The following is a 22,428-nucleotide window of genomic DNA, read 5'->3' as shown; positions in this document are numbered from 1 at the left end:
ACAGCTCCTTTTATGGTAAAGGAGCTGTTTCTGTTATATGTTGAAGTTGATATAAATTGTAATAAAATCCTCTTTTTCGCATTAACTCTTCATGAGAACCAGTCTCTTTAATCTCACCGTCTTCAATGTAAATAATCGTATCAACATGCGTAATCGTCGCTAATCGATGTGCGATTATAATCGTTGTCCGGTCAGCAGCTAACGTCTGAAGCGCCTCTTGAATATACCTTTCATTTTCTAAATCTAATGCTGAAGTTGCTTCATCTAATATAAGTACCGACGGATTCTTTAGAAACACTCGTGCAATTGCCACGCGTTGTCTTTGCCCGCCTGATAGCTTCACACCACGTTCTCCAACGACAGTATTATAACCATCTGGTAAGTCTATAATAAAATCATGAATTTGCGCAGCTTTGGCAGCTGCAATCACTTCTTTCTCTGTAGCTTTCGGATTTCCATATAAAATATTAGCTCCAATTGTATCGCTAAACAATAAATTATCCTGCAGTACAATTCCAATATGACTACGCAAATTTCTCATATTGTACTTTCTTACATCTATGCCATCTACATAAACCGCGCCTTCAGAAACATCATAGAAACGCGGGATCAAACTAGCAAGAGATGACTTTCCCCCCCCACTCGCTCCTACAAGCGCTACTTTCTCTCCAGGCTGCATAGTTAATGACAAGTTGTGTAATATCTCTTTTTCATCTGCATTATAACGAAAAGAAACATTGTCAAATACAATTTCTCCATTTAATTTTTTCGTTTGTACCGCATTTGGTACATTAACAATATCGTATTTTTCATCTAACAGTTCAAACACACGGTCCATCGATGCAAAAGATTGTGTTAATGTTGTAGATGAATTAACAAGGCGGCGAAGCGGACTATATAAACTATCCATATATCCAACAAAAGCTACCATCGTTCCTAGCGTTAACTGCCCTTGAATTACTTCATATGCTGCAAAACCAATCACAAGTAACGGACCTAAATCGGTTAACGTATTTACTGCCGAAAATGTTCTTGCCGTCCAACTTGTATGGGTTAATGCTTTCGTTAAAAATTCATTATTTCTTTTTTCAAACTGCTTCCCCTCATACTCTTCTAACGCAAAGCTACGTGTCACTTGCATTCCTTGAATACGTTCATGCAAATACCCTTGCATCGTCGCTAACGCTTGTGAACGCTCTTTCGTCAATTTCCGAAGACGTCCGAAAAAATATTTCACTGCAATTACATAAATAGGTAAAATCAATAACGCAACAAATGTTAATTTTATATTCATAGAAAACATAACAATGATAGCAATAGCAATTGTTGCAGTATCTAACCAGACGTTCATCAAACCAGTAATTACAAAATCCTTCGTTTGTTCTACATCATGGATGACACGCGAAATAATCTCCCCTGTTTTTGTATTGGAGTAATAACGTAAACTTAACTTTTGTAAGTGACCGAAAATATGCTTCCGCAAATCATACAGTATTGTATTTGCGATACGTTGGGCGAAATATTGACGATAATATTCAATCGGTGGTCTTAATACCGCAAAAATAAAAAAAGCAATTCCAATCGCTGTTATTAATTGAGATGTTTTATCTTGAAGTGAGCCCGCGCCTTGAATTACATCATCGATAATATACTTTAATAACCACGGCATAATAAGTGGGATACCGAACTTAACTAGTCCAATAATAATTGTAATAGCAATAAGCCATCGATATGGTTTAACAAATTGTAAATATCTTTTTATGCCTTGCACATAATCCCCCCTCTAATAGGACAAACCTGCCGGGAAGCCCCCTGCAGGTTTGTTTTAATTTCTGTACATTAAATATCGTTCATACCACATATCTACGAAGTCTGGTGCAAATGGACCTTTTCTTTGATGAATCCACTGTGTTAAATGTGCTACATTTCGTTTTAAAATTGTATCAATAACAGGTGGATACTGCATAATTTGACTATGTTTTTCATACTCATCTTCATCTAGAAGCGTATATGTCATATCTGGATATACTTTAATATCTAAATCATAATCAATATACTTTAATGCTTCAGGATCATACGCAAAAGGTGAGCTTAAATTACAATAATAATATACGCCATCTTCCCTAAGCATCCCAATCACATTAAACCAATAGTTGGCATGAAAATAACAAATTGCTGGTTCACGAGTAATCCATGTTCGGCCATCCGATTCTGTAACTACTGTACGATCATTCGCTCCGATTACAAGACTCTGTGTCCCTTTTAAAATTGTTGTTTCTTCCCACATTCTATGAATGGAGCCATTATGTTTATAACTATGTATTTGTACTTTTTCTCCTTCTTTGGGAAATCCCATATATGCTCCCTTCTTTCAACTGCAAATGCCCTTTGAACGGCATTCACTTTTTTTCTATTATAACTTTTTTGTCGAAATTTTAAAACTAAAGGGATAAGACTCTATTTTTCAAACTGAATATGCAGGAGGTTTATCGTTGAATACTATGCCCCAACTCTTCTTAAGAGATAGGGATTGTACTGCATTATTTATAAGCGAGGACATGTAATAGAAAAAGCCCTTCTCTATTTCCATACAAAGAAGGACTTTTCACCTGAAGATAACAATATATCTTATCCTAAATTTGAAATCATTTTTTCAGTTGCAAAAGATTGAATTACACTATTCGTTTGTTCTTCAAATTTCTCATGTAACATCTTCAACGCTACTTCTGTTCTATATATTTCCTGGCGGATAAAATGCAGTTCTTTTTTATCGCACGTATCTTTTTCATTCATTTCGATTTGTTGATACTTCTCTAGATGTGCTTGTAACTTTAACAATTCATCCATCGTTTCTAATTGCTCCCCTACCAACTTATCAAAATCGTTCATTACTTACCCCCTTTTGGACTTATTCATCAGTTATTATTCCTAATTACATAATTCTAATTGTTAACTTCCTTCTCCTTTGACTACATTTGTTGACTTATTAGAAGTTATGTCGTTCGCTTTCTTTTCATTACAACGATCCACGCAAAAAGAAAACACTTCTCCCGAATTAGAGAAGTGTTTTTCTTTCATTACTGATTTGAGCTAGAAGATTGTGATTGTTTTGCAGCTGACTTAGCATTTTGTTTTTTCACAGAATGCACGTCTGTTTCAGTTGCAAATTCTGTACCATAACTAGCGTTTGCACTTTGTGCACCAGAAGCTTGTGCTTTCTTTGCTTCTGATTGTGCGTTTGCTTGTTTTACAGCTTGTACATCTGTTTCAGTTGAAAACTCTGTACCATAACTAGCATTTGTACTTTGAATGCTAGCACCAGAAGTTGCTTTGTTATAACCTTGTTGTTTTTTACTCATCTTTCTCACCTCCACAATCAATAATGTAACCAATTCACTTAGAAGCTATCCGTAATTTTCTTTTTTAAAATTTCCGCATATAACTTTTGTTACTCATTCAAACTATAGAAAATGGAGGTGTAAATATGTATATAGGACGCGATATGACTGAACTAACGATGATTTCAAAAAATGAATGGAAAGAAGATGAATTAGCTTATTTTCATCACTCACTACAACAGGTTCTGCCTTATTTAAATGTAGAAGGGCAAAGTATTTACAAAGAAATTGTAGTAGAAATCGAATCAAGAGGCGGCTTACAAGAAGGTGAAGCTAGTTGGACTCATGGGACAAAAATTTCTTACGATTAAAAAAGTGTTCCCTAGATTGGGAACACTTTTTTTGTTTATTGCATTGTAATTTTCTCCACACAATTTTCATAAATAGTACGGTGTGATTTTGAGAAAGGTAATTGCTCAAATACCTCTTTTGATACAAATTTTAATGTATCTGTATCAACAATATTACCGGTTATTTTTCCGTAAAATACAAATATATCCCAAGTACGATGTGTAAACGTATGTTGTACATTCATTGCGTATTCATCAATAGAAACCTCGAGCTCAAATTTTTCTTTCATATAATCTATAAGCTGTTCCTTCTGATTTCGAATACCTTCTCCAAGTTCCACATTCGGAAACTCCCACATGTTAGCTAACAAACCTGTACTTGGACGTTTATTAATAACGTAACGACCGTCTTCAGTTTGAAGTACACCTGCAACAATAGGTACCATTTTAGGAGCTTTCGCTTTACTTTTTACTGGTAATTCTTTTTGAACACCTTCAGCATATCCTCTGCAATGTTCACGTACAGGACAAAGTAAGCATGCTGGATTTTTCGGAATACAAATTAGTGCACCTAATTCCATCAATCCCTGATTAAAATAAGATGGGTTTTCTACTGAAATAATTTCACGCACAATCTCTTCAAAAACTTTTCGAGTCTTTGGTTTTGCAATATCATCCCATACTGATAAAATACGAGATAATACACGCATAACATTTCCATCAACTGCCGGCTCTGGTATACCATATGCGATACTTAAAATAGCACCTTTTGTATATGGTCCCACTCCTTTTAACTTTTCAATTTTCTTTACATCACTTGGTACAACTCCGCCGTATACTTCTTTTACCTCTTTTACTGCCGCATGTAAATTACGTGCTCTAGAATAATATCCTAAACCTTCCCATGCTTTTAATACTTCTTCATCATCTGCGTTCGCTAACGCTTCAAGTGTAGGAAACTTCCCCATAAAATTTGCGTAATATGGTTTTACAGCTTCTACTCTTGTTTGCTGTAACATAATTTCAGAAACCCAAACGCGGTATGGATCTTTATTCTTTCTCCATGGTAAGTCGCGCTGTTCTTCTTCAAACCAACCAATTAAATCATTTTGAAACTGCTCTATATTAAAATTGTTTAGTATTTCAAGTGTCAAACTTGATCCCCCTCATTTTTTTGCATATAAGTACTATTATAAAGATTTTAGGAAAAAATTTAAGTAAGATGATACAGGAAATAGAAGGCAAAGGACTTGAGGTATCGAATAAAAAGAGTTACATTAATAAAAAACGGAGGTGGATTTCTATGGACACAGCCACTCACCTTGTTATGGGTATCACTTTAGGTAGCTTAGCAACATTAGATCCAGCCATAGCACAAAGTGATATTGGCCCCCAAGCTGTTATGCTTGCTACAATTGCTGGTTCCAACATTCCTGACATTGACACAGTTTTAAAATTGCGTAATAACGCTAAATATATAAGAAATCATCGTGGAATTACTCATTCTATTCCTGCGGTAATTCTTTGGTCATTCCTTATAAGTGGCATCTCTTTCGCCTTCTTTTCAGACGCTCCATATCTTCATCTACTGCTTTGGTCATTTATTGCTGTCTTCCTTCACGTCTTTGTAGATATTTTCAATGCCTATGGTACACAAGCATTACGGCCTTTCACAAAAAAATGGGTCGCACTCGGCGTGATTAATACATTCGACACCGTAATTTTCTTTATCCATATACTTGCAATTGCTTGCATGCTCGTCGGTTCTCATAAGGGATATACAGCTTTAGCGGCATATATATTAATGATTGTTTACTATATCGGACGGATTATGATGCACAGAAATATAAGAAGCGTTGTACACAAACGTTTCAAAAATGTCGAAAAGATTATCATTTCTCCTTCTTACCGATTTTACCATTACCATTTAGCAATCGTTACGGCTGATTATTACTACGTTGCGAGATGGCACCGTGGTAACATCATGATATATGATAAGTTCGATCGGGTACCGTTCCCAGACAATAATATTATGCGAGCAGCTAAACAAGATGAAAACATCTCGGCCTTTCTATCTTTCTCTCCTGTATATCGCTGGGATATTTTTGATCATGACCATTATTATGAAGTACGATTCATTGATTTACGATATCGAAGTAAAGATTATTATCCATTTGTTGCAATCGTTCAGCTCGACCACAATTTAAATATTATTAGTTCCTATACAGGATGGATCTTTAGTGAAGAAAAGCTTCGAAAAAAACTGGAATTACTTCCACATTAAAAAAAGCGACTTAAGTCGCTTTTTTTAATGTTTCAAATGATCTTCTTGATTAATTAAATGACTATACTTCGGATTATTTGTACGCATTTCATGAAGGCGTACACCATGATTATTAATCCATGATCGTACCACTTGTTCCGTCATTTCATCGCCTTGATAACGACCTGATTTTGCATAAGTTGTTTGAAAATCTTCCCATAGTAACTCAACCCACGCACGAGCTTGTGCGTAAGAAAGCTTGTCATTCTTGTCTAATAATTCTTTCGTTAATGTTTCATAAATATCATTCATATTATAATCTCCTTTTACCTATTTATCCCTTCATTTCTAAAGGATAGTTTCTTCAATTTTGCACATTCTATAATTGATACTTCTTAAAGAGGTATCAACCGATAATGAGGAGGGCGTTCGTAATGGGTAAACAAGCCGAATTTTGGTCTGAGTCAAAAAACAACAGCAAAATCGACGGTCAACCGAAAGCGAAATCACGCTTCGCTTCGAAACGACCTAACGGCACAATTAACACGCACCCACAAGAACGTATGCGTGCTGCAAATCAGCAGGAAGAGTAATACAAATTAAATTAACTTCCTACACGAGGTGATAAAGATGAGCTACCGTGATCGCTTAGATAGTCGTTCTGAATTATTTAACCATACGTGGACTCGTCCAAAACATGCGAAAGCGCAAGTTAACGGACAGACGCAACAAACCCAGTCTCTCATTATATTGGCAAATGAATGTAAAAAACGCCAATTTTAGAATCTCCTATCTCCTTTAACGCCTACCAAAGATGAAAACCAGAGAGATATATGCTCTCTGGTTTTTATTTTTCTTGCAATAAGGAAATTGGTATGCCAATCTCTTCATTATCATTTTGCTTATATCCCCAAGCAAATACCCCATTGAAATACGTAATTTTAAATAATACACCAGGTTCTTCTACTAATTCATATGTTTCACCAATACGGAATTTGTTTATATCCGTCATATAAGCACGAGCCATTGCCATTTTTCTCATTAATACATCAAATTCATTGACAATCCCAAGCTGCTCAGCTTTTACTGCTTGCTCCTTCAAAGCGCCAATTTCTTCCCTTAGCTCATGCGGTGTCATTTCACTGTAGCGTTTTGGCATATTCATCTTATTCTCCTCATTCCTCTTCGCGTTTCATTTGCAAAAATATCTCGATTTCATCAATAGAGAATCCTTTTCGATATAACGCTTGTTTCATCTTGTTTTCAAATGTCCATCCATCATGCTTCTTATATTTCTCATAATATTTATTCCCATGATAGTGTAACGCTTCTTGTTGCTTTTCGTCATCTTTTTCGTCTTTCAATTCTTCCAAACAAATTTGAATTACTTCTCTAGAATATCCTTTTCGAACAAGCATCTCATCTAACTTTAGTTTCATTTGTAAAAAAGAATGTTTTTGATAAGATTTTTTCTTCTTCTCTATGAGAAACAAGGCATTCTCAATTTGCTTTTCCTTCGGATATTCTTGTAAACTATGTGTAATAATTAAATCCTGAACACCTTTATTTAATAACTCTCTTTTAATAACAGTTGGACCTTTTCGATTCACATTACTTTGCGTTCGCGTATATAAAACAGCATACTCTTTATCATTAATATATCGGTCATGTAATAATTTCGAAACGACTTCAGAGATGATGGCCTGTCCCACTTCTTTTTTTCGTAAAAAATCTTCTATTTCTTGTTTTGTTCTCATTTGATAGGATAAATAGGAGATTGCTTGTAAATATGCTTTTTGTACTTCTTCATTGTACAAAATATTTCCTAACTCGATTTCATCGATTTCTAATCCTTTTTGTAATCCATGTTTTATTAAGATTACTTGATCCACACTAAATCCGTACTCTTCGCCTTGACCTTTATCAATATAAATATTAAATCGTTCTTTCGATCGTTTTTGTACTTCTATTTTTGTAATGACAGCCATACTCTCACCTCTCTATTATTTTAACATAGTCGAGGAACATTTTTTCTTTTCAAGAATATATATAATGAGGAGGAAATACTTGTGAAAATCGCAATTTCTGGTGGTACAGGCTTTATCGGTAAATCCCTTTCTACTTTTTTTATTCAAAAAGGATATACTGTTTACATTCTCACACGAAAAAAAACTACTGAAACTTCCGATCCTAACCTTCAGTATGTTCAATGGACACCAGATTTACAAACCTTCCCCCTCTCTTCTATTGATGTAGTTATTAATCTAGCCGGAGAGTCTATTAATAGTAGATGGACAAAGCAACAAAAGAAAGCCATTTTAAACAGTAGAATTCAAACAACAAAAGGACTCATTAAACAATTGCAGGGACTCCATACAAAGCCACACACATTTATTAACGCAAGTGCTATTGGATACTATGGAACGTCTGAAATAGAGTCTTTTACAGAACAGCATGAGACTCCTGGAAATGACTTTTTAGCAAATACAGTATATTCATGGGAACAAGAAGCATCTAAAGCACGTTCTCTCGGAATACGAACAATCTACGCAAGATTTGGAGTTGTATTAGGTGCAAATGAAGGAGCTCTTCCAAAAATGCTACTTCCCTATCAATTCTATATCGGCGGCACCATTGGTTCTGGGAAGCAATGGTTATCATGGATTCATATAGACGATGTCGTTCGTATGATGGATTTCATTATACACAAAAAAGAAATTGATGGTCCTCTTAATATGACAGCACCAACACCTATAAGAATGAAGGAATTTGGAGAAACCATTGCAACTATAATGAAAAAGCCTCATTGGTTGCCTGTACCTTCTTTTATCATTCAAACTTTATTAGGTGAAATGAGCATACTTGTACTAGAAGGGCAACGTGTATTACCCATTAAAGCAATTGAACATGGATACCAATACACATTTCCAGAAATAGACCATGCATTACAAAATATACTTTCGCATACAATGTAGTACTTCTAAAACACAATTTTACATGGGCTCTTTCAAAACTTTCATTTTCTAGGATCCGAAGCATTACCATACAAATAACCTTTCAGTTACTTTCCCTTAACTTCCATTAGCATTATAAAGTAACAGAAATGAGGTACCTATGAAAATATTGCTCAAACAAGCCATTATATACCCTATTACATCTCAAAAGTTTCAAGGAGATGTACTCGTTACAGGAGAGCGAATTACCGAGGTCAAACCTTTTATTCCACCTACTCAAGATATGACCGTTATAGATGCACGAGCACTCCATCTCTTACCTGGCTTTATTGATGTCCATACTCACCTTGGTCTCTATGATGAAGGTACTGGTTGGGCTGGAAATGATGCCAATGAAACATCTGAAGTTTCAACACCACATATTCGTTCTTTAGATGGAATCCATCCTTTAGATATTGCCTTTCAAGACGCTGTACAAAACGGAATTACAACCGTTCACGTTATGCCTGGCAGTCAAAATATTATCGGGGGTACTACTTGTGTAATAAAAACAGCTGGAACTTGTATTGATCATATGATTATTCAAGAACCTGCTGGTTTAAAGATTGCCTTTGGAGAAAATCCTAAAAAAGTCCATAGTAATGGAACAAAAGAATCCATTACACGTATGGGGATTATGGGGTTACTTCGGGAATCATTCTATGAAGCACAACACTACGGGCACGAAGCTGATTTTCGAATGCTTCCTATTTTAAAAGCATTACGTCGTGAAATACCCGTACGTATCCACGCTCACCGAGCAGATGATATTAGTTCTGCTCTACGCTTTGCAACAGAATTCAATCTCGATTTACGTATTGAACATTGCACAGAAGGACACTTTATTGTTGAAGAACTTTCAAAACACAATTTGAAGGTTTCAGTTGGTCCCACTCTGACACGCCGTTCTAAAATCGAACTAAAAAATAAAACATGGGATACTTACCATATATTATCAAAAAATGGTGTGGAAGTTTCTATCACAACAGATCATCCTTATACACCCATTCAATATTTAAATGTTTGCGCTGCTGTTGCAGTAAGAGAAGGGTTAGACGAGAAAACAGCACTAGAAGGAATCACCATATTCCCAGCACGAAATTTGCGTTTAGAGGATAGAATTGGAAGCATCGAAGTTGGAAAAGACGCCGATCTCGTGCTATGGACTCATCATCCTTTCCATTATTTAGCCAAGCCTGTACTAACTATGATTGATGGAAAAATAATTTACAAAAAAAATAAAAAAAACTAGTTTATTTTTTTGACTAGATAAAGTATTATACGATTATAAACTGAATGAAACCATAATCAATTTGTGTCGTGATTATCATTTTCAAATTGATGAATGGGGAAGGCAAATGGTGCGCCACCAGCGTTAGAAACTGGTTCTAGTGGGTTCGATTCCCACCCCGAAATTTTTTAAAGATTGATATAAAAATTTCGAGGGTGGGGTGTTTTTTCGTCATGCTACCCTCGTGTGAGGAGGAGTTAGTATGTTGAAAAAACGCGACTTACACGACAGCCACGTTCTATACGAGTTAATGGTGGATCCAGCTGTCTTCCCTTTTGTGCGTCAAAAGGCTTATTCTTATGAAGAATATTTATTCTTAACGAAACAAACGATTGAAGCTGAAGAGCGTGGTGAATTAATTTCACGCACAATTTTAGATGAATGGGGTAACCCTATCGGAACAATTACTTTATTTGATGTGCAAGAAAAAGCTGGATTTCTCGGGACATGGCTTGGCAAACCATATCATGGAAAAGGCTATAACAAATTGGCAAAAGATTCATTTTTTAGTGAACTTTTCTATGAATTAGATATTGAAACAATTTTCATGCGTATTCGTAAAATAAATATTCGTTCTATTAAAGCTGCAGAAAAACTACAATATGTGAATCTAGCAAACGAAACAAGAAAAGCCGTATATGATGAAATTAACGCAAACGAAGAAGTGTATAACCTATATGAAATTCCAAAAGATCAATACACACTTGCTACAATGCGAGATACAACCTTCCAAGATGCTCATCAATTAAAAGAAGCGTAATCTAAATTTTCTGAAATGATAATCAATCGTTAACATTTTCCATATGCGTATATCCCCTCATGTCTTTGGAAACGATAAATAGTAACTTTAAGACACGAGGTGATTTGTAATGGATAAAAAGAAACGTGATAAAGCAAAAAACACATTATCTAGTACACAAGAAGTTCTCTATCAACGCGAATTTCAAAAAGCAGATCGTGCAGCAGGATATCGCTCGAAAAGCATTTAAAGTGAAAATGAATAATTAGAAGTTTCCCCCCTAATTATTCATTTTCATTACATAATTTTCTCGACTGATAGAAGTAAGCAAAAAAGCCCCTTATACATAAGGGACTTTTTTGCTGTGGACAACTTTATCCACAAAACCGATGAAATTGTTAGTAATTTTCAAAAACATTTAATATTTTTCTATATTAAAGCATATATCAGCTGTTTTAATTGTGGATATTTTTCTAAAAATTGTGGACAATGTGGATATAGTTGTTAATATTCCGACTTTACTGTTTAATGAAAGCGCAATCCTTTTGTGGATAACTCACTAAATTTTCTTTAAAAATAATAAAGAACCCTCTTTACATATACAAAGAGGGTTTCATATTAAGTAAAAGATTGTGCAAGAGCAGGTGATTTAATAGGTATATGACGCGGTTCTGCATGATTTTCCGCCAAAATTGCATCTACAATATGGCCAGCTGGCTCTGGAAGATAGATGCTTTTCATTGCTTCTTTCATTTGAAGAAGCTTCACATCATCTTGTAATAATGCCTCTGTTTTTGCAAAAACCTCACTATCATCGCGAATGACAACTGCTGCTCCCTTTCTTTCAAAGTACATCGCATTTTCATTTTCTTGTCCTGGAACAGGCTTATATAAAATGACAGGTACTTGCAACGCTGCTGCTTCACTTAATGTTATTCCGCCTGGCTTCGTAATCATACAAGAAGTAACACGGAATAATTCATCAATATTTTCAACATACCCAAACACTTTTAATGCATCGGAATTTTGCTTCTGTAAACTTAATAAATCCTGTTTTAAAGCTTCATTTTTCCCACAAACGACAACTACTTGTAAATTAGGCACTGACATAAATGATTGGCATAGTTCTTTTACATTTCCTAATACCCCATGAGCACCTGCTACAATTAGTAAAATCTTTTTATTCTTACATAACTGATATTTATTATATATGATTTCTGGATTTACCTTTAACTCAAAACTACTCCGAATTGGAATTCCTGTTTCAACAATTTGTTCCGCAGGTACACCGATATCAACCATCAATTCTTTCACATGATCCGTTGCAACAAAATAACGATCTACTTCTCGATGAATCCATATTTTGTGCACGCAAAAATCCGTTAATACGTTATAGACAGGAATTGAAATACCTGTTTGTTTCTTTAATTCTGGTACAGCGATAATTGGAAATGTATTAATTACAATATCTGGTTTCTCCACCTGTAAAAGTGTTTTCAAACGTTTCCTTCCAAAGTTCGCATACCAAGATGCTATTTTCTTATCATAAATTTTTTCTACCCCGTAATAAAACAAACGATATAATTCTTTTCCTATTGTATAACTTTTTAAATATAGATATTTTGTAATGTCAGTTATAAATGGATGTGATTCTCCAAACAAGTCGCATACAATAACATCTTCAATTCCTTTTTGGCGAAATGTTTGTTCTAATGTTTTTGCTACTTGCACATGACCATTACCGTAATGTGCAGTTAATATTAAAACCTTGGGGTTTTTTATCAAACAAATCCACTCCTAGCTTTTTGTTTCTCCATATTGCATATACGACAATAGGAAAAACATTTTCCTTAAAAATTACATAAACAGATTTTAATAATTCCCTTTCAGCTATGTACCTGTCGTGGATATGCAAAGCATATAAGATTGACCCCTTAATCCTATCTGTGCTCATATCTTTACATTATACTTTCCTATAAGAGCTTTCGCAATAACTTACAAATGTTCTCTATTCCATGATACTCACTCTTTTACTTCTTAATTCTTTTTACTATTTTGATTTCCCTTTACAATTATGTAAATTTCTCCATTTATTCCGTACAAAATTATGGATATTCTATTTTCAGTATACTCTTTTATCAATATATACTCTAGATTTTATTGTAAAGAAAGCAAAAAGCCTAATCCAATATTTGGATTAGACCGCTTGTAAAATATATTTAGCATGTTCTACATTTTTCTCAGTAGGTGGTTCTACATTTGCGAGTGGATACTTGTGTCCAAGCGCCTCCCATTTATATACACCAAGCTTATGATATGGTAACACTTCAACTTTTTGAACATTAGACAGACTTTGAATAAAGCTAGATAGTTTTTGTAGATCCTCTTCATTATCCGTAACACCAGGAACTAATACGTGTCGTACCCAAATCGGTTTATTCTTATCCGATAAATAACGAGCAAATTGTAAAATATGTTCATTTGGTTTCCCTGTTAATTTACGATGCTTTTTGGAATCGATATGTTTCAGATCCAATAAAACTAAATCTGTATAATCCATTAAAATATCTAGCTTATTTTGGAATTCTGGTTCCTCAGAATAACAACCACCAGAAGAGTCGATTGTTGTATGGATACCAGCCTCTTTACACTTTTTAAACAACTCAATTAAAAAGTCTAGCTGTAATAATGGCTCTCCACCGCTAACTGTTATACCGCCTCCGGAAGCTTCAATAAATGGAAGGTAACATGTCACATCCTGCATCACTTCTTCAACTGTTATTTCTTTACCTTTACCGATTTCCCACGTATCAGCATTATGACAATATTGACAACGTAATAAACACCCTTGTGTAAATATAACATAACGAATCCCTGGGCCATCAACAGTACCACAAGACTCTACAGAATGTATTCTTCCTTTTACCATGTTACTTCCTCCTTTATTGAAACAGCCTCCCTTCGCTATATATTAAGAGCGAAGGGACACTTTTTTCATTTACATGCTTTCATGCATTGTACGGTTAATTACATCAATTTGTTGTTCACGAGTTAATTTAATAAAGTTTACAGCGTAACCAGATACGCGAATTGTTAATTGTGGATATTTCTCAGGATGTTCCATTGCATCCATTAATGTTTCACGGTTAAATACGTTAATATTTAAGTGGTGGCCTTCTTTTACTGCATAGCCATCAAGCATTGATACTAAGTTACGTACTTGTACATCATCTTCTTTACCAAGTGCTTTCGGAATAATAGAGAATGTATTAGAAATACCATCTTGTGCATCTTCATATGGTAATTTAGCCACAGATAATAATGAAGCTAATGCACCTTTTGTATCACGTCCATGCATTGGGTTCGCACCTGGTGCAAATGGTTCTCCAGTACGGCGGCCATCTGGAGTATTACCAGTTTTCTTACCGTATACAACGTTAGATGTGATTGTTAAGATTGACATTGTATGAACAGAATTTCTGTATGTTTTATGTTTACGAAGTTTATTCATAAATGTTTTTACAAGATTTACAGCAATCTCATCTACACGATCATCATTGTTACCGTATTTAGGGAAATCTCCTTCAATCTCGAAGTCAATTGCAATACCATTTTCATCACGAATTGGTTTTACTTTTGCGTATTTAATTGCACTTAATGAATCTGCTACTACAGATAGACCAGCAATACCTGTTGCCATTGTACGAAGAACGTTTGTATCATGAAGTGCCATTTCAATACGTTCATAGCTATATTTATCATGCATGTAATGGATAACATTTAATGTGTTTAAATATAGACCCGCCAACCATTCCATTGTCATATCAAACTTATGCATAACTTCTTCATAATTTAATACTTCAGAAGTAATTGGTGCGTACTCAGGACCAACTTGTGCTTTAGATTTTTCATCTTTACCACCGTTAATCGCATATAATAATGCTTTCGCTAAGTTTGCACGAGCTCCGAAGAACTGCATTTGTTTACCGATTCTCATTGCAGATACGCAACATGCAATACCGTAATCATCGCCGTATTCAGGGCGCATAATGTCATCATTTTCATATTGAATTGCTGATGTTTTAATAGACATTTTCGCACAGTAGTTTTTAAAGTTCTCTGGTAATTGTTTAGACCAAAGAACAGTTAAGTTTGGTTCTGGAGCTGGTCCTAAATTATCTAATGTATGCAAGAAACGGAATGAGTTCTTTGTTACTAATGGACGACCATCTAATGCCATACCACCGATAGATTCAGTTACCCAAGTTGGGTCACCAGAGAATAATTCATTATAATCAGGTGTTCTTGCGAATTTCACAAGACGTAATTTCATAATGAAGTGATCTACAATTTCTTGTACTTCTTCTTCTGTTAAAGTACCATTTGCTAAATCTCTTTCAATGTAAATATCTAAGAATGTAGAAGTACGCCCAAGACTCATTGCAGCCCCGTTTTGCTCTTTAATCGCTGCAAGGTATGCGAAGTATAACCATTGGAATGCTTCTTGCGTGTTTGTTGCTGGCTTAGAAATATCGAAGCCATGAGAAGCGGCCATTTCTTTTAACTCTTGAAGTGCACGCATTTGCTCAGATAACTCTTCGCGTAAACGCATTGTATCTTCGCTCATTACACCGCCAGTTAAATTTAAATCAGCTTTTTTCGCTTCAATTAAATGATCAATACCATATAACGCTACTCGGCGATAGTCACCGATAATACGTCCACGTCCGTATGCATCTGGAAGACCCGTAATAACACCTGATTTACGTGCATTTCTCATTTCTGGTGTGTATGCATCAAATACACCTTGGTTATGAGTTTTTCTCCAATCTCTAAAAATACGACTAAGTTCTTTATCCATTTCGTATCCATAAGATTCACAAGCTTGTTCTGCCATACGAATACCACCATATGGTTGTAAAGAACGTTTAAATGGTTTATCAGTTTGGAAACCGACTACTTTTTCAATATCTTTATTTAAGTATCCAGGGGCATGTGATGTAATAGAAGAAACAATTTTTGTATCCATATCAAGAACGCCACCGTTTTCACGTTCTTTCGTTGTTAAATCCATTACTTGATCCCAAAGTTGTTTCGTTGCTTCAGTTGCTTCTGCTAAGAAAGATTCGTCTCCTTCGAAAACGTTTACATTATTTAAAATGAAATCGCGAACATCAATCTCTGCTTTCCATTTTTCACCTTTAAAGTTTTCCCATGCGTTTTTAACATTTTCTAATACTTGAGTCATCCTAATCTCCTCCATTTTTGATTAGTACAGGACTAAGATTTTTTATATAACAGCTTACACACTTAGAATACTACTTTTTTACGAAAGTGAACGAAATAGTTGTGACATGTTTGTGAAATATTGAGCAAACTACTATATATATAGTGTTAACTTCATTTAAAAGTCTTTAAAATTAACCCTTTCCTTAATTGTATTTTTTTGGTATCCTTATATACGAGTCCTATTTTGTAATATAAGAACAATACCCATTGTAGAGCTGTAATACTCTTATCTCCTAATCTGTTATAGTTTTTATAACAGAACAAAAAAGTGTACACATGTTGTACACTTTTTTGTTACTTCTATAAAACATCTCTTTTTCTATTGCCATCATAGAATCCGCCACGATTGTCTGTTAATGAAATTATTTGCTCTAGTCCCTCTATATGATCACCTATAATTCGAAGTACAGCTGGAGGGTGACCTATTTTTGCGAAATGTTCACTGGGACGAATACGGTTCATCTTATCAACCTCAACACGATATACACATGCAATTTCAAATCCAGACAGAAGAGCCTTCACTTGTGCTACACAAGGTGACAATAAAGATTTATACCCAATTGCTTTCAAACACTTTTGGCTAAATGCATTAGGTACCGCAATAAGTGAGCCTACCCCTAAATCCTTTCTATCACAAGCTAAATTTAGTGCATACTTAAATGCAGTTACAAGATGAAGTGGTACTCTTAAATCTAAATAGTGATTTAAATCATTTAATGCGACGTCCTTTCCATCTGCTATAGCTTTTGCAAAAGGATATAGCTCACTCGCTGGAATAATAAAATCACCGTCTATAAATAACACAATTTCTCCTTTGGCAAAATAAGTTCCAAGTGAGCGCCCTACATCATTTCCGAGTGCTTCTTTATATACAATTGTCGTTGCCCCTTTGTCTTTTGCAATTTTTTTCGTTTTATCTGACGAACCATTTACGACAACGATAATTTCGAAGGGTTCAATTTTGCGAAGCTCTTCTATAACGTTTCCAATTGTTTTCTCTTCATCTTGTACGGGAATAACAACAGATAGTTGCTTTCCTTTATACAAATTAGATGTGACGCCCCATCCTTGATAAAACTCTTCAAAACTTAAAGTATGATAGACACTATCCCTTTTCCTATTTCCATCATAATATCCTCCGCGCTCATCACTGCTTAATATCCGTGCCGCTACTGCTTCTATATGATCACCTATCATTCTTTTTTCAGATTGGGAAAGATTTGTTCCATATGCAGCATGCTGGAATGGACGAAATTTATTTGGCGTAATAACGTCAATGGCGCAATGACGACTAATTCTCCATTTACTTTGAAGTAGGCGTAAATGAGCCACAATAGGATTAACAAAACATTCATATCCGATGCTTTGAACGACTTCTTTCGTCAGCGCATGAGGTACATCTAATAAAGAATTAATTTTTAATTCTTCACGCTCTAACATTGCATTTAATATTTGGCGCCATACTGTAATAGAAGTAGGTTTTTGCCTTTTTAAAAATAATGCATCCAAATTATTTAAAACTACATCTGCCTGATCGTATAAAATCGGATTAAGGAATAATTTTAATTTTGAAGTTTGAATAGCAAAATCACCATCTATAAATAGTAATACATCACCTATCGCATGTTTTGCGCCGACTGCACGTCCAACATCGTTCCCTAGTAGCTCTGTATGTTTGATTACTTTACACCCTAAACGATCTGCAACATCTTCTGTTCCATCATTACAACCGTTTGCTACTACAATAATTTCTACTGGATTTAATGGTCTTACCGATTGAATAACGTCTGAAATCGTATCGACCTCTTTACATGCAGGAATAATAACAGATAATGACTTAGCCATTGTTTTGTTCACGAAACCACTTAATTGTTTCCTTCAATCCGTTTTCCCACGTTACTTTCGCCTGAAATTGAACAAGCTTTTTTAATTTTGTTACATCTGGTCTTCTATTTGGAATTTCTTCAAAACCATGAGGATATACTTCTTCAAAAGGCACTTGTACAATCTTCGAAGAAGAATTCGTTAATTTTTTAATTACTTCTGCTACTTCTTTTATACTCTGTTCATTCTCAGAACCTATATTAATAATCTCACCATTTACCTTCTCATCCATTGCCCGAATTGTTGCTTCTACCGCATCACTCACATACGTAAAACAACGTGTCTGCTTTCCATCTCCATATACGAGAATGTCTTCTCCTTGCAAAGCCGCACTAATAAATCGCGGGATTACCCCTGCATACGGACCATCTTTCGCTCTTGGACCATAAATATTAAAATATCGAACAATCGTTACCGGTAAACCTTCTAATGCGTATCCTAAACATAATGTCTCTTCCAAAGTTTTACAAACTGCATAACTCCAACGAATTTTAGAAGTTGCCCCGTATAATCGATCTCCCTCTTCAGAGAAAGGCGGCTTGGCCTTACCATATACTTCTGAAGTAGAAGCAAAAACTACTTTCTTCTTTCCTTTTAACGCTGCTTGTAAAATATTTCTCGTCCCATCAAAATTCGTTTCTATGAGCTCTATACTTTTTTCCATTGTTGTTTTCACACCTAAAATTGCTGCTAAATGAAACACGACATCATGCTGATCTACTAATTCATAAATAGAATTTTTATCTAAAACACTTATTGGAATAACACGGATTTTTTTCATTAACTCTTTATGGTACTTATTTTTACCTTTATAAAAGTTATCCACAACAGTGACCTCATAACCTCTTCTCATCAACTCTTCAGCTAAATGCGACCCGATAAATCCGGCCCCACCTGTAATTAAACATTTCTTACTCATTTACTCACCTTCTTTACAATCCCGCGTGTATCTATTACTCGGTCCATTCCTTTAAAAAGCTTCCAATCAATATTAGAATGATCCGTTAAAATTAAAATACAATCCGCTTTTTTAACTTTTTCTTCATCTAAAGAAACAGATTGATACACCTTATCTCCAATTTCCGCGAAAGAAATATAAGGATCATGATATTCTATCTCGTATCCTTGATTTCTTAATAATTGAATAATCGGTAACGCTGGTGATTCTCTCAAATCATTTACATCTTTTTTATACGCAATCCCTACAATTAACACCGTTGCAGGTGATTGCACCACACTTTTTACTTTCCGGACCATTTTCTCTGGCATTTCTTCATTAATTATATGTGCTGCCTCAATTAATTGACTAATTGCCCCATTCTTTTTTATTCTCCATTGAAAATATAAAGGGTCTACTGGAATACAGTGTCCCCCTATCCCTGGCCCTGGCCAATATGGAGTAAACCCAAATGGTTTTGTAGATGCCGCTTCAATGGCCTCATAAAAATCAATGCCTAAACTTTCACATAGTGTGTTTAGTTCATTTACTAAAGAAATGTTAACTAAGCGCTGAATATTTTCAAATAGCTTGCACATCTCTGCTACTTTCGGAGAGCTAACAGGTACAACTTCGTCAAAAATGGTACTATATAAATCCTGTACCTTTTGTCTACACTTTTCTGTTTGTCCACTAATAACTTTTGGAATAGCTTGAACTGAATATTGACTATTTGCTGGATCAATTCTCTCAGGGGAATATCCGATATAGAAATCTTCCCCTACCTTGTTACTATTTTGAGAAATAATAGGTATGATGACTTCTTCAAGTGTGCCTGGATATGTGGAGCTTTCAAAAATGAAGGTTTGTCCTTTTTGAAGGTTTTGTTGTATATAATGCGAAGCTGAAATGAGGGCACTTAAGTCTGGTTCTCTTTGTTCATTAATTGGAGTCGGGACAGTGACAATAACATAATCACTACTTTGAAAATCAGCAATGCCTTGATCCGGTGTGTTTACTGTTAATTTTTTTTTCGTCAATAAACTTTGTAACTCTTTAGAAGAAACATCTGGAATATAACTTTCTCCTTTTATAATTGAGTCTATTTTTCTAATATCTTTATCTAATCCAAGTACTGTATGCCCTCTTTCTGCAAAATGTACCGCTAAAGGAAGGCCAACATACCCTAACCCAATAATAGCTACTTTACTACTATTCATTTGTATTCTCTTCTTCCCTTCTCAATTGTTGAATGATATCTCTATCTCTATCTCCATCAGTAAAGCCACCACGTTCGTCCGTACGTTGTAATAAATACGTAACCGCCTCAAGTTGATCACCGAAAATACGATCAAACGCTGAAATACGCCCATTTACAAATTCGTGTTGCTCTGGACGTACTCGATTTGTTTTTATAACATCTACTAACTCTACTGTTGTAATAGAGAATCCTTCTAAAATAGCTTTCACTTGTGCTAATGGCGGAATGATAAGGGAGTCATATCCTATTTTCTCTATTACCTTCTTATGCATGGCATGTGGTACAGCAGTTAGTGAGTTATTCCATAAATCTGGTCTTTTCGCTACCAAATTCAAAAAGTATTTTCCCATACTAATTGGATCTGCTGGATGAAACATATCTAATAAGCATTGTAAATCATTTAACACCACGTCATTTCCATCTTCAACAGCATGTAAAAATGGAGTGAGTTTTTTTGCTGGAATAACAAAATCACCATCAACGAATAAACAAATATCTGCCGTAGCATGCATAGCCCCTATTGCTCGTGCTACATTATGTCCAAGCGCCTTCGTAAATTCAACTACAATAACATTCTCTAGCTTTGCCTGTTTAACAGTCTCAACATCTGCTCCATTTGCGACAACTATAATTTCATCTACACCTGCTTCTTTCACTTCTTGTATAACAGACCTTATAATTATTTTTTCTTCTGATACCGGGATAATGGCACTATATTTCGCTTTTTTCTTTTGTAATAAAACTGGTTTATACTTTCCTACAAACGCTCTATCTCTATTGTCCTCTGAAAAACCACCGCGATTACCGTATGTTTCGATTACGTATTGTAAAGCACGCAAATGATCACCCATAATACGACTAGTCGCTTTCGGATAAGGAGAGCCAGGTGATGTGCCCGTATGGACAGGACGAACTTTATTTGTGTAAATGACATCAACTGAAGCCATATCAGAAATATCTACTCCTCTAGACATCGCCATCGCTTGAAATAATGCTGGATCTGCTAAATTCCACCACCCCAGTTTTTCAATCACTTTACGACTTATCGCATGTGGTATTGCAATTAAAGATCCTACAACAAACTCCTTCTTGTTCAAATAACGATTTAACATATATTTTCCAACCGTCGTATAATGCGGTCTCATCTTCAAATAAACGGACCATGTTAAATTATTTAAAACAATCTCATGTCCTTGCTGTATTCCTTTAATAAAATTGTATAATTCTTCACTTTTCATGACGATATCACCATCTAAAAATAAAACAATTTCACCTTTTGCTTCTCTAGCACCAATTGCCCGTCCCACATCATTACCAAGGGAATATCTATAATAAATCACACGGCAATTATGCTGTAGCGCTATTTCTTTCGTACCATCTGTCGATCCATTATCTACTATGATAATTTCATATGGTTCGAGCTTTCTTACTTCTACTAAAACTTTTGATAAAGTACTTGCTTCATTATGCACTGGAATAACAACTGACACTCTCATACTTGTATCACTCTTACCCTTCCAAGCGAACATAAGCAATAATAGGAATACGCACAACTACATCTTCTGGTGGTCCATAAGAAGGAGAAGTACGAACAATTACTGCCCCATCCGTCACAGATAAAAGAACGCCTGCAATGATTTCTACAGCTGTCACAACTTGCACTAGTTCCCCAACATGGTTACGTAATTCATCAGTAAATAACATATATAACGCTCCTTTCTTACGCTTCTTTAATTGATATAATACTTGTAAATGGTAATAAAACTTCTGTTCCTATTCCTTCTTGCAATGTTAAGAAGTCATCACCAACTGCTACAATAACGCCTGTTAACTGTCCCACTGTCACAGTAATTTCTACGTTTTTACCTAAATACTGCTCTGCAATTTCTTTAAAAGGTGATGTAGTACATTCTTTTAAAATGTTACAAATAATAGATTGAAATCTACTTGATTCAATAACTTCTTCAGTAGCTTGCTTAGAGTTTCTTTGAATAAATCTCGCGAAGTTTTGTGAAAATAAAAGTCTTTCCACAGCAGGTAATAACTTATTATCTAAAAAATAATCTAATTGCCTATTAAACAA

Annotated in this window: 25 protein-coding genes and 1 pseudogene; 8 read left to right on the top strand and 18 right to left on the bottom strand. The window is 35.1% G+C overall.

All coding sequences use genetic code 11. From position 1 onward, the window contains the following. Positions 1-10: 10 nt before the first annotated feature. From ACQGSG_RS13120 to ACQGSG_RS13105, 4 genes are all read right to left on the bottom strand, one after another. Complete coding sequence (locus tag ACQGSG_RS13120; protein ID WP_001161596.1) at positions 11-1,771, bottom strand: ABC transporter ATP-binding protein; 1,761 nt, start codon at positions 1,769-1,771, stop codon at positions 11-13. A gap of 54 nt (positions 1,772-1,825) precedes the next feature. Then, entirely contained in the window at positions 1,826-2,356 is a 531-nt protein-coding gene (ntdP, locus tag ACQGSG_RS13115) for a nucleoside tri-diphosphate phosphatase (protein ID WP_000506624.1), read from the bottom strand. Positions 2,357-2,628: 272 nt separating this feature from the next. Next, the gene (locus ACQGSG_RS13110) at positions 2,629-2,889 is read right to left on the bottom strand and encodes a YgaB family protein (protein WP_000997575.1); all 261 of its coding nucleotides are present in this window, start codon (positions 2,887-2,889) and stop codon (positions 2,629-2,631) included. A 188-nt stretch (positions 2,890-3,077) separates the two neighbouring features. Further along, the gene (locus tag ACQGSG_RS13105; RefSeq protein WP_000039046.1) at positions 3,078-3,359 is read right to left on the bottom strand and encodes a gamma-type small acid-soluble spore protein; all 282 of its coding nucleotides are present in this window, start codon (positions 3,357-3,359) and stop codon (positions 3,078-3,080) included. A gap of 125 nt (positions 3,360-3,484) precedes the next feature. On the opposite strand from ACQGSG_RS13105, the gene ACQGSG_RS13100 reads away from it, so the two are divergent. Next, positions 3,485-3,709, top strand: coding sequence for a hypothetical protein (locus ACQGSG_RS13100; RefSeq protein WP_000275436.1), 225 nt, complete (start codon positions 3,485-3,487; stop codon positions 3,707-3,709). 35 nt (positions 3,710-3,744) lie between these two features. Here the strand turns inward: ACQGSG_RS13100 and mutY are convergent, their stop codons facing one another. Continuing rightward, positions 3,745-4,842 carry an A/G-specific adenine glycosylase gene (gene mutY, locus ACQGSG_RS13095; RefSeq protein WP_000171394.1) on the bottom strand — a complete coding sequence of 366 codons (1,098 nt, stop codon included), beginning with the start codon at positions 4,840-4,842 and terminating at the stop codon, positions 3,745-3,747. A 149-nt stretch (positions 4,843-4,991) separates the two neighbouring features. On the opposite strand from mutY, the gene ACQGSG_RS13090 reads away from it, so the two are divergent. Then, positions 4,992-5,972, top strand: a complete 981-nt coding sequence (locus ACQGSG_RS13090) for a metal-dependent hydrolase (RefSeq protein WP_000379106.1) — start codon at positions 4,992-4,994, stop codon at positions 5,970-5,972. Positions 5,973-5,996: 24 nt separating this feature from the next. Here the strand turns inward: ACQGSG_RS13090 and ACQGSG_RS13085 are convergent, their stop codons facing one another. Beyond that, a complete protein-coding gene (locus tag ACQGSG_RS13085; RefSeq protein ID WP_000998166.1) occupies positions 5,997-6,263 on the bottom strand; it encodes a YfhJ family protein in 267 nt (88 codons plus the stop codon). A gap of 122 nt (positions 6,264-6,385) precedes the next feature. On the opposite strand from ACQGSG_RS13085, the gene ACQGSG_RS13080 reads away from it, so the two are divergent. Both ACQGSG_RS13080 and ACQGSG_RS13075 read left to right on the top strand, forming a co-directional pair. Further along, positions 6,386-6,544 (top strand): small, acid-soluble spore protein K, encoded by a 159-nt coding sequence (locus ACQGSG_RS13080; protein ID WP_000517891.1) that lies wholly within the window; start codon positions 6,386-6,388, stop codon positions 6,542-6,544. Positions 6,545-6,581: 37 nt separating this feature from the next. Next, on the top strand, positions 6,582-6,734 hold the full coding sequence (locus tag ACQGSG_RS13075; protein WP_000122093.1) for a YpzG family protein: 153 nt from the start codon (positions 6,582-6,584) through the stop codon (positions 6,732-6,734). A 64-nt stretch (positions 6,735-6,798) separates the two neighbouring features. Here ACQGSG_RS13075 and ACQGSG_RS13070 read toward each other — a convergent pair whose 3' ends face one another. Together ACQGSG_RS13070 and recX are read right to left on the bottom strand one after the other, a co-directional pair. After that, entirely contained in the window at positions 6,799-7,116 is a 318-nt protein-coding gene (locus ACQGSG_RS13070) for a YfhH family protein (RefSeq protein ID WP_001057024.1), read from the bottom strand. Between the two features lie 10 nt (positions 7,117-7,126). Beyond that, positions 7,127-7,939, bottom strand: coding sequence for a recombination regulator RecX (gene recX, locus ACQGSG_RS13065; RefSeq protein WP_000268502.1), 813 nt, complete (start codon positions 7,937-7,939; stop codon positions 7,127-7,129). An 81-nt stretch (positions 7,940-8,020) separates the two neighbouring features. Here recX and ACQGSG_RS13060 point away from each other — a divergent pair, with 81 nt between their 5' ends. The 4 genes from ACQGSG_RS13060 (at position 8,021) to ACQGSG_RS13045 (ending at position 11,224) form a co-directional block, all read left to right on the top strand. Continuing rightward, a complete protein-coding gene (locus ACQGSG_RS13060) occupies positions 8,021-8,926 on the top strand; it encodes a TIGR01777 family oxidoreductase (protein WP_000684380.1) in 906 nt (301 codons plus the stop codon). Between the two features lie 139 nt (positions 8,927-9,065). Beyond that, positions 9,066-10,196: an amidohydrolase gene (locus ACQGSG_RS13055; protein WP_214631898.1), complete on the top strand. Its 1,131-nt coding sequence runs from the start codon at positions 9,066-9,068 to the stop codon at positions 10,194-10,196. Between the two features lie 241 nt (positions 10,197-10,437). Further along, positions 10,438-10,995: a GNAT family N-acetyltransferase gene (locus ACQGSG_RS13050; protein ID WP_000914737.1), complete on the top strand. Its 558-nt coding sequence runs from the start codon at positions 10,438-10,440 to the stop codon at positions 10,993-10,995. 109 nt (positions 10,996-11,104) lie between these two features. Further along, complete coding sequence (locus tag ACQGSG_RS13045; RefSeq protein ID WP_000358482.1) at positions 11,105-11,224, top strand: YfhE family protein; 120 nt, start codon at positions 11,105-11,107, stop codon at positions 11,222-11,224. 368 nt (positions 11,225-11,592) lie between these two features. Here ACQGSG_RS13045 and ACQGSG_RS13040 read toward each other — a convergent pair whose 3' ends face one another. The 10 genes and pseudogenes from ACQGSG_RS13040 to ACQGSG_RS12995 all read right to left on the bottom strand — a co-directional run. Beyond that, positions 11,593-12,759, bottom strand: coding sequence for a diglucosyl diacylglycerol synthase (locus ACQGSG_RS13040; RefSeq protein ID WP_000594688.1), 1,167 nt, complete (start codon positions 12,757-12,759; stop codon positions 11,593-11,595). A 412-nt stretch (positions 12,760-13,171) separates the two neighbouring features. Beyond that, complete coding sequence (gene pflA, locus ACQGSG_RS13035; protein ID WP_000238467.1) at positions 13,172-13,903, bottom strand: pyruvate formate-lyase-activating protein; 732 nt, start codon at positions 13,901-13,903, stop codon at positions 13,172-13,174. Between the two features lie 69 nt (positions 13,904-13,972). Beyond that, positions 13,973-16,222: a formate C-acetyltransferase gene (pflB, locus tag ACQGSG_RS13030; protein ID WP_214631899.1), complete on the bottom strand. Its 2,250-nt coding sequence runs from the start codon at positions 16,220-16,222 to the stop codon at positions 13,973-13,975. A 152-nt stretch (positions 16,223-16,374) separates the two neighbouring features. Then, positions 16,375-16,595: pseudogene (locus ACQGSG_RS13025) on the bottom strand (hypothetical protein). After that, entirely contained in the window at positions 16,564-18,108 is a 1,545-nt protein-coding gene (locus tag ACQGSG_RS13020) for a glycosyltransferase family 2 protein (RefSeq protein WP_214631919.1), read from the bottom strand. The pseudogene ACQGSG_RS13025 and the gene ACQGSG_RS13020 overlap by 32 nt, the downstream one beginning before the upstream one ends. Then, positions 18,101-19,066, bottom strand: coding sequence for an NAD-dependent epimerase/dehydratase family protein (locus ACQGSG_RS13015; protein ID WP_000037023.1), 966 nt, complete (start codon positions 19,064-19,066; stop codon positions 18,101-18,103). Before ACQGSG_RS13015 ends, ACQGSG_RS13020 begins: the two co-directional genes overlap by 8 nt. Continuing rightward, positions 19,063-20,304: a nucleotide sugar dehydrogenase gene (locus tag ACQGSG_RS13010; protein ID WP_001088932.1), complete on the bottom strand. Its 1,242-nt coding sequence runs from the start codon at positions 20,302-20,304 to the stop codon at positions 19,063-19,065. Before ACQGSG_RS13010 ends, ACQGSG_RS13015 begins: the two co-directional genes overlap by 4 nt. Next, positions 20,297-21,841, bottom strand: coding sequence for a glycosyltransferase family 2 protein (locus ACQGSG_RS13005; RefSeq protein ID WP_001266461.1), 1,545 nt, complete (start codon positions 21,839-21,841; stop codon positions 20,297-20,299). The genes ACQGSG_RS13010 and ACQGSG_RS13005 overlap by 8 nt, the downstream gene beginning before the upstream one ends. 13 nt (positions 21,842-21,854) lie before the next feature. Continuing rightward, a complete protein-coding gene (locus tag ACQGSG_RS13000) occupies positions 21,855-22,049 on the bottom strand; it encodes a hypothetical protein (RefSeq protein WP_000899469.1) in 195 nt (64 codons plus the stop codon). Between the two features lie 16 nt (positions 22,050-22,065). Further along, positions 22,066-22,428, bottom strand: a 363-nt coding sequence (locus tag ACQGSG_RS12995) for a DUF2642 domain-containing protein (protein WP_426947479.1), incomplete at its 5' end; no start/stop codon positions are given.

This window comes from Bacillus sp. GMa5/1 (genome assembly GCF_050172015.1).
GTDB lineage: Bacteria > Bacillota > Bacilli > Bacillales > Bacillaceae_G > Bacillus_A > Bacillus_A cereus.
The sequence above is the reverse complement of the archived record's forward strand: the minus strand, read 5'-3'. Positions and strand labels throughout refer to the sequence as shown.

What these genes read in the sequence shown, in the direction of transcription:
- ntdP (WP_000506624.1), bottom strand. Translation starts at nt 2,356, where the DNA reads ATGGGATTTCCCAAAGAAGGAGAAAAAGTACAAATACATAGTTATAAA.
- ACQGSG_RS13110 (WP_000997575.1), bottom strand. Translation starts at nt 2,889, where the DNA reads ATGAACGATTTTGATAAGTTGGTAGGGGAGCAATTAGAAACGATGGAT.
- ACQGSG_RS13105 (WP_000039046.1), bottom strand. Translation starts at nt 3,359, where the DNA reads ATGAGTAAAAAACAACAAGGTTATAACAAAGCAACTTCTGGTGCTAGC.
- ACQGSG_RS13100 (WP_000275436.1), top strand. Translation starts at nt 3,485, where the DNA reads ATGTATATAGGACGCGATATGACTGAACTAACGATGATTTCAAAAAAT.
- ACQGSG_RS13090 (WP_000379106.1), top strand. Translation starts at nt 4,992, where the DNA reads ATGGACACAGCCACTCACCTTGTTATGGGTATCACTTTAGGTAGCTTA.
- ACQGSG_RS13085 (WP_000998166.1), bottom strand. Translation starts at nt 6,263, where the DNA reads ATGAATGATATTTATGAAACATTAACGAAAGAATTATTAGACAAGAAT.
- ACQGSG_RS13080 (WP_000517891.1), top strand. Translation starts at nt 6,386, where the DNA reads ATGGGTAAACAAGCCGAATTTTGGTCTGAGTCAAAAAACAACAGCAAA.
- ACQGSG_RS13075 (WP_000122093.1), top strand. Translation starts at nt 6,582, where the DNA reads ATGAGCTACCGTGATCGCTTAGATAGTCGTTCTGAATTATTTAACCAT.
- ACQGSG_RS13070 (WP_001057024.1), bottom strand. Translation starts at nt 7,116, where the DNA reads ATGAATATGCCAAAACGCTACAGTGAAATGACACCGCATGAGCTAAGG.
- recX (WP_000268502.1), bottom strand. Translation starts at nt 7,939, where the DNA reads ATGGCTGTCATTACAAAAATAGAAGTACAAAAACGATCGAAAGAACGA.
- ACQGSG_RS13055 (WP_214631898.1), top strand. Translation starts at nt 9,066, where the DNA reads ATGAAAATATTGCTCAAACAAGCCATTATATACCCTATTACATCTCAA.
- ACQGSG_RS13050 (WP_000914737.1), top strand. Translation starts at nt 10,438, where the DNA reads ATGTTGAAAAAACGCGACTTACACGACAGCCACGTTCTATACGAGTTA.
- ACQGSG_RS13045 (WP_000358482.1), top strand. Translation starts at nt 11,105, where the DNA reads ATGGATAAAAAGAAACGTGATAAAGCAAAAAACACATTATCTAGTACA.
- pflA (WP_000238467.1), bottom strand. Translation starts at nt 13,903, where the DNA reads ATGGTAAAAGGAAGAATACATTCTGTAGAGTCTTGTGGTACTGTTGAT.
- pflB (WP_214631899.1), bottom strand. Translation starts at nt 16,222, where the DNA reads ATGACTCAAGTATTAGAAAATGTTAAAAACGCATGGGAAAACTTTAAA.
- ACQGSG_RS13020 (WP_214631919.1), bottom strand. Translation starts at nt 18,108, where the DNA reads ATGGCTAAGTCATTATCTGTTATTATTCCTGCATGTAAAGAGGTCGAT.
- ACQGSG_RS13015 (WP_000037023.1), bottom strand. Translation starts at nt 19,066, where the DNA reads ATGAGTAAGAAATGTTTAATTACAGGTGGGGCCGGATTTATCGGGTCG.
- ACQGSG_RS13010 (WP_001088932.1), bottom strand. Translation starts at nt 20,304, where the DNA reads ATGAATAGTAGTAAAGTAGCTATTATTGGGTTAGGGTATGTTGGCCTT.
- ACQGSG_RS13005 (WP_001266461.1), bottom strand. Translation starts at nt 21,841, where the DNA reads ATGAGAGTGTCAGTTGTTATTCCAGTGCATAATGAAGCAAGTACTTTA.
- ACQGSG_RS13000 (WP_000899469.1), bottom strand. Translation starts at nt 22,049, where the DNA reads ATGTTATTTACTGATGAATTACGTAACCATGTTGGGGAACTAGTGCAA.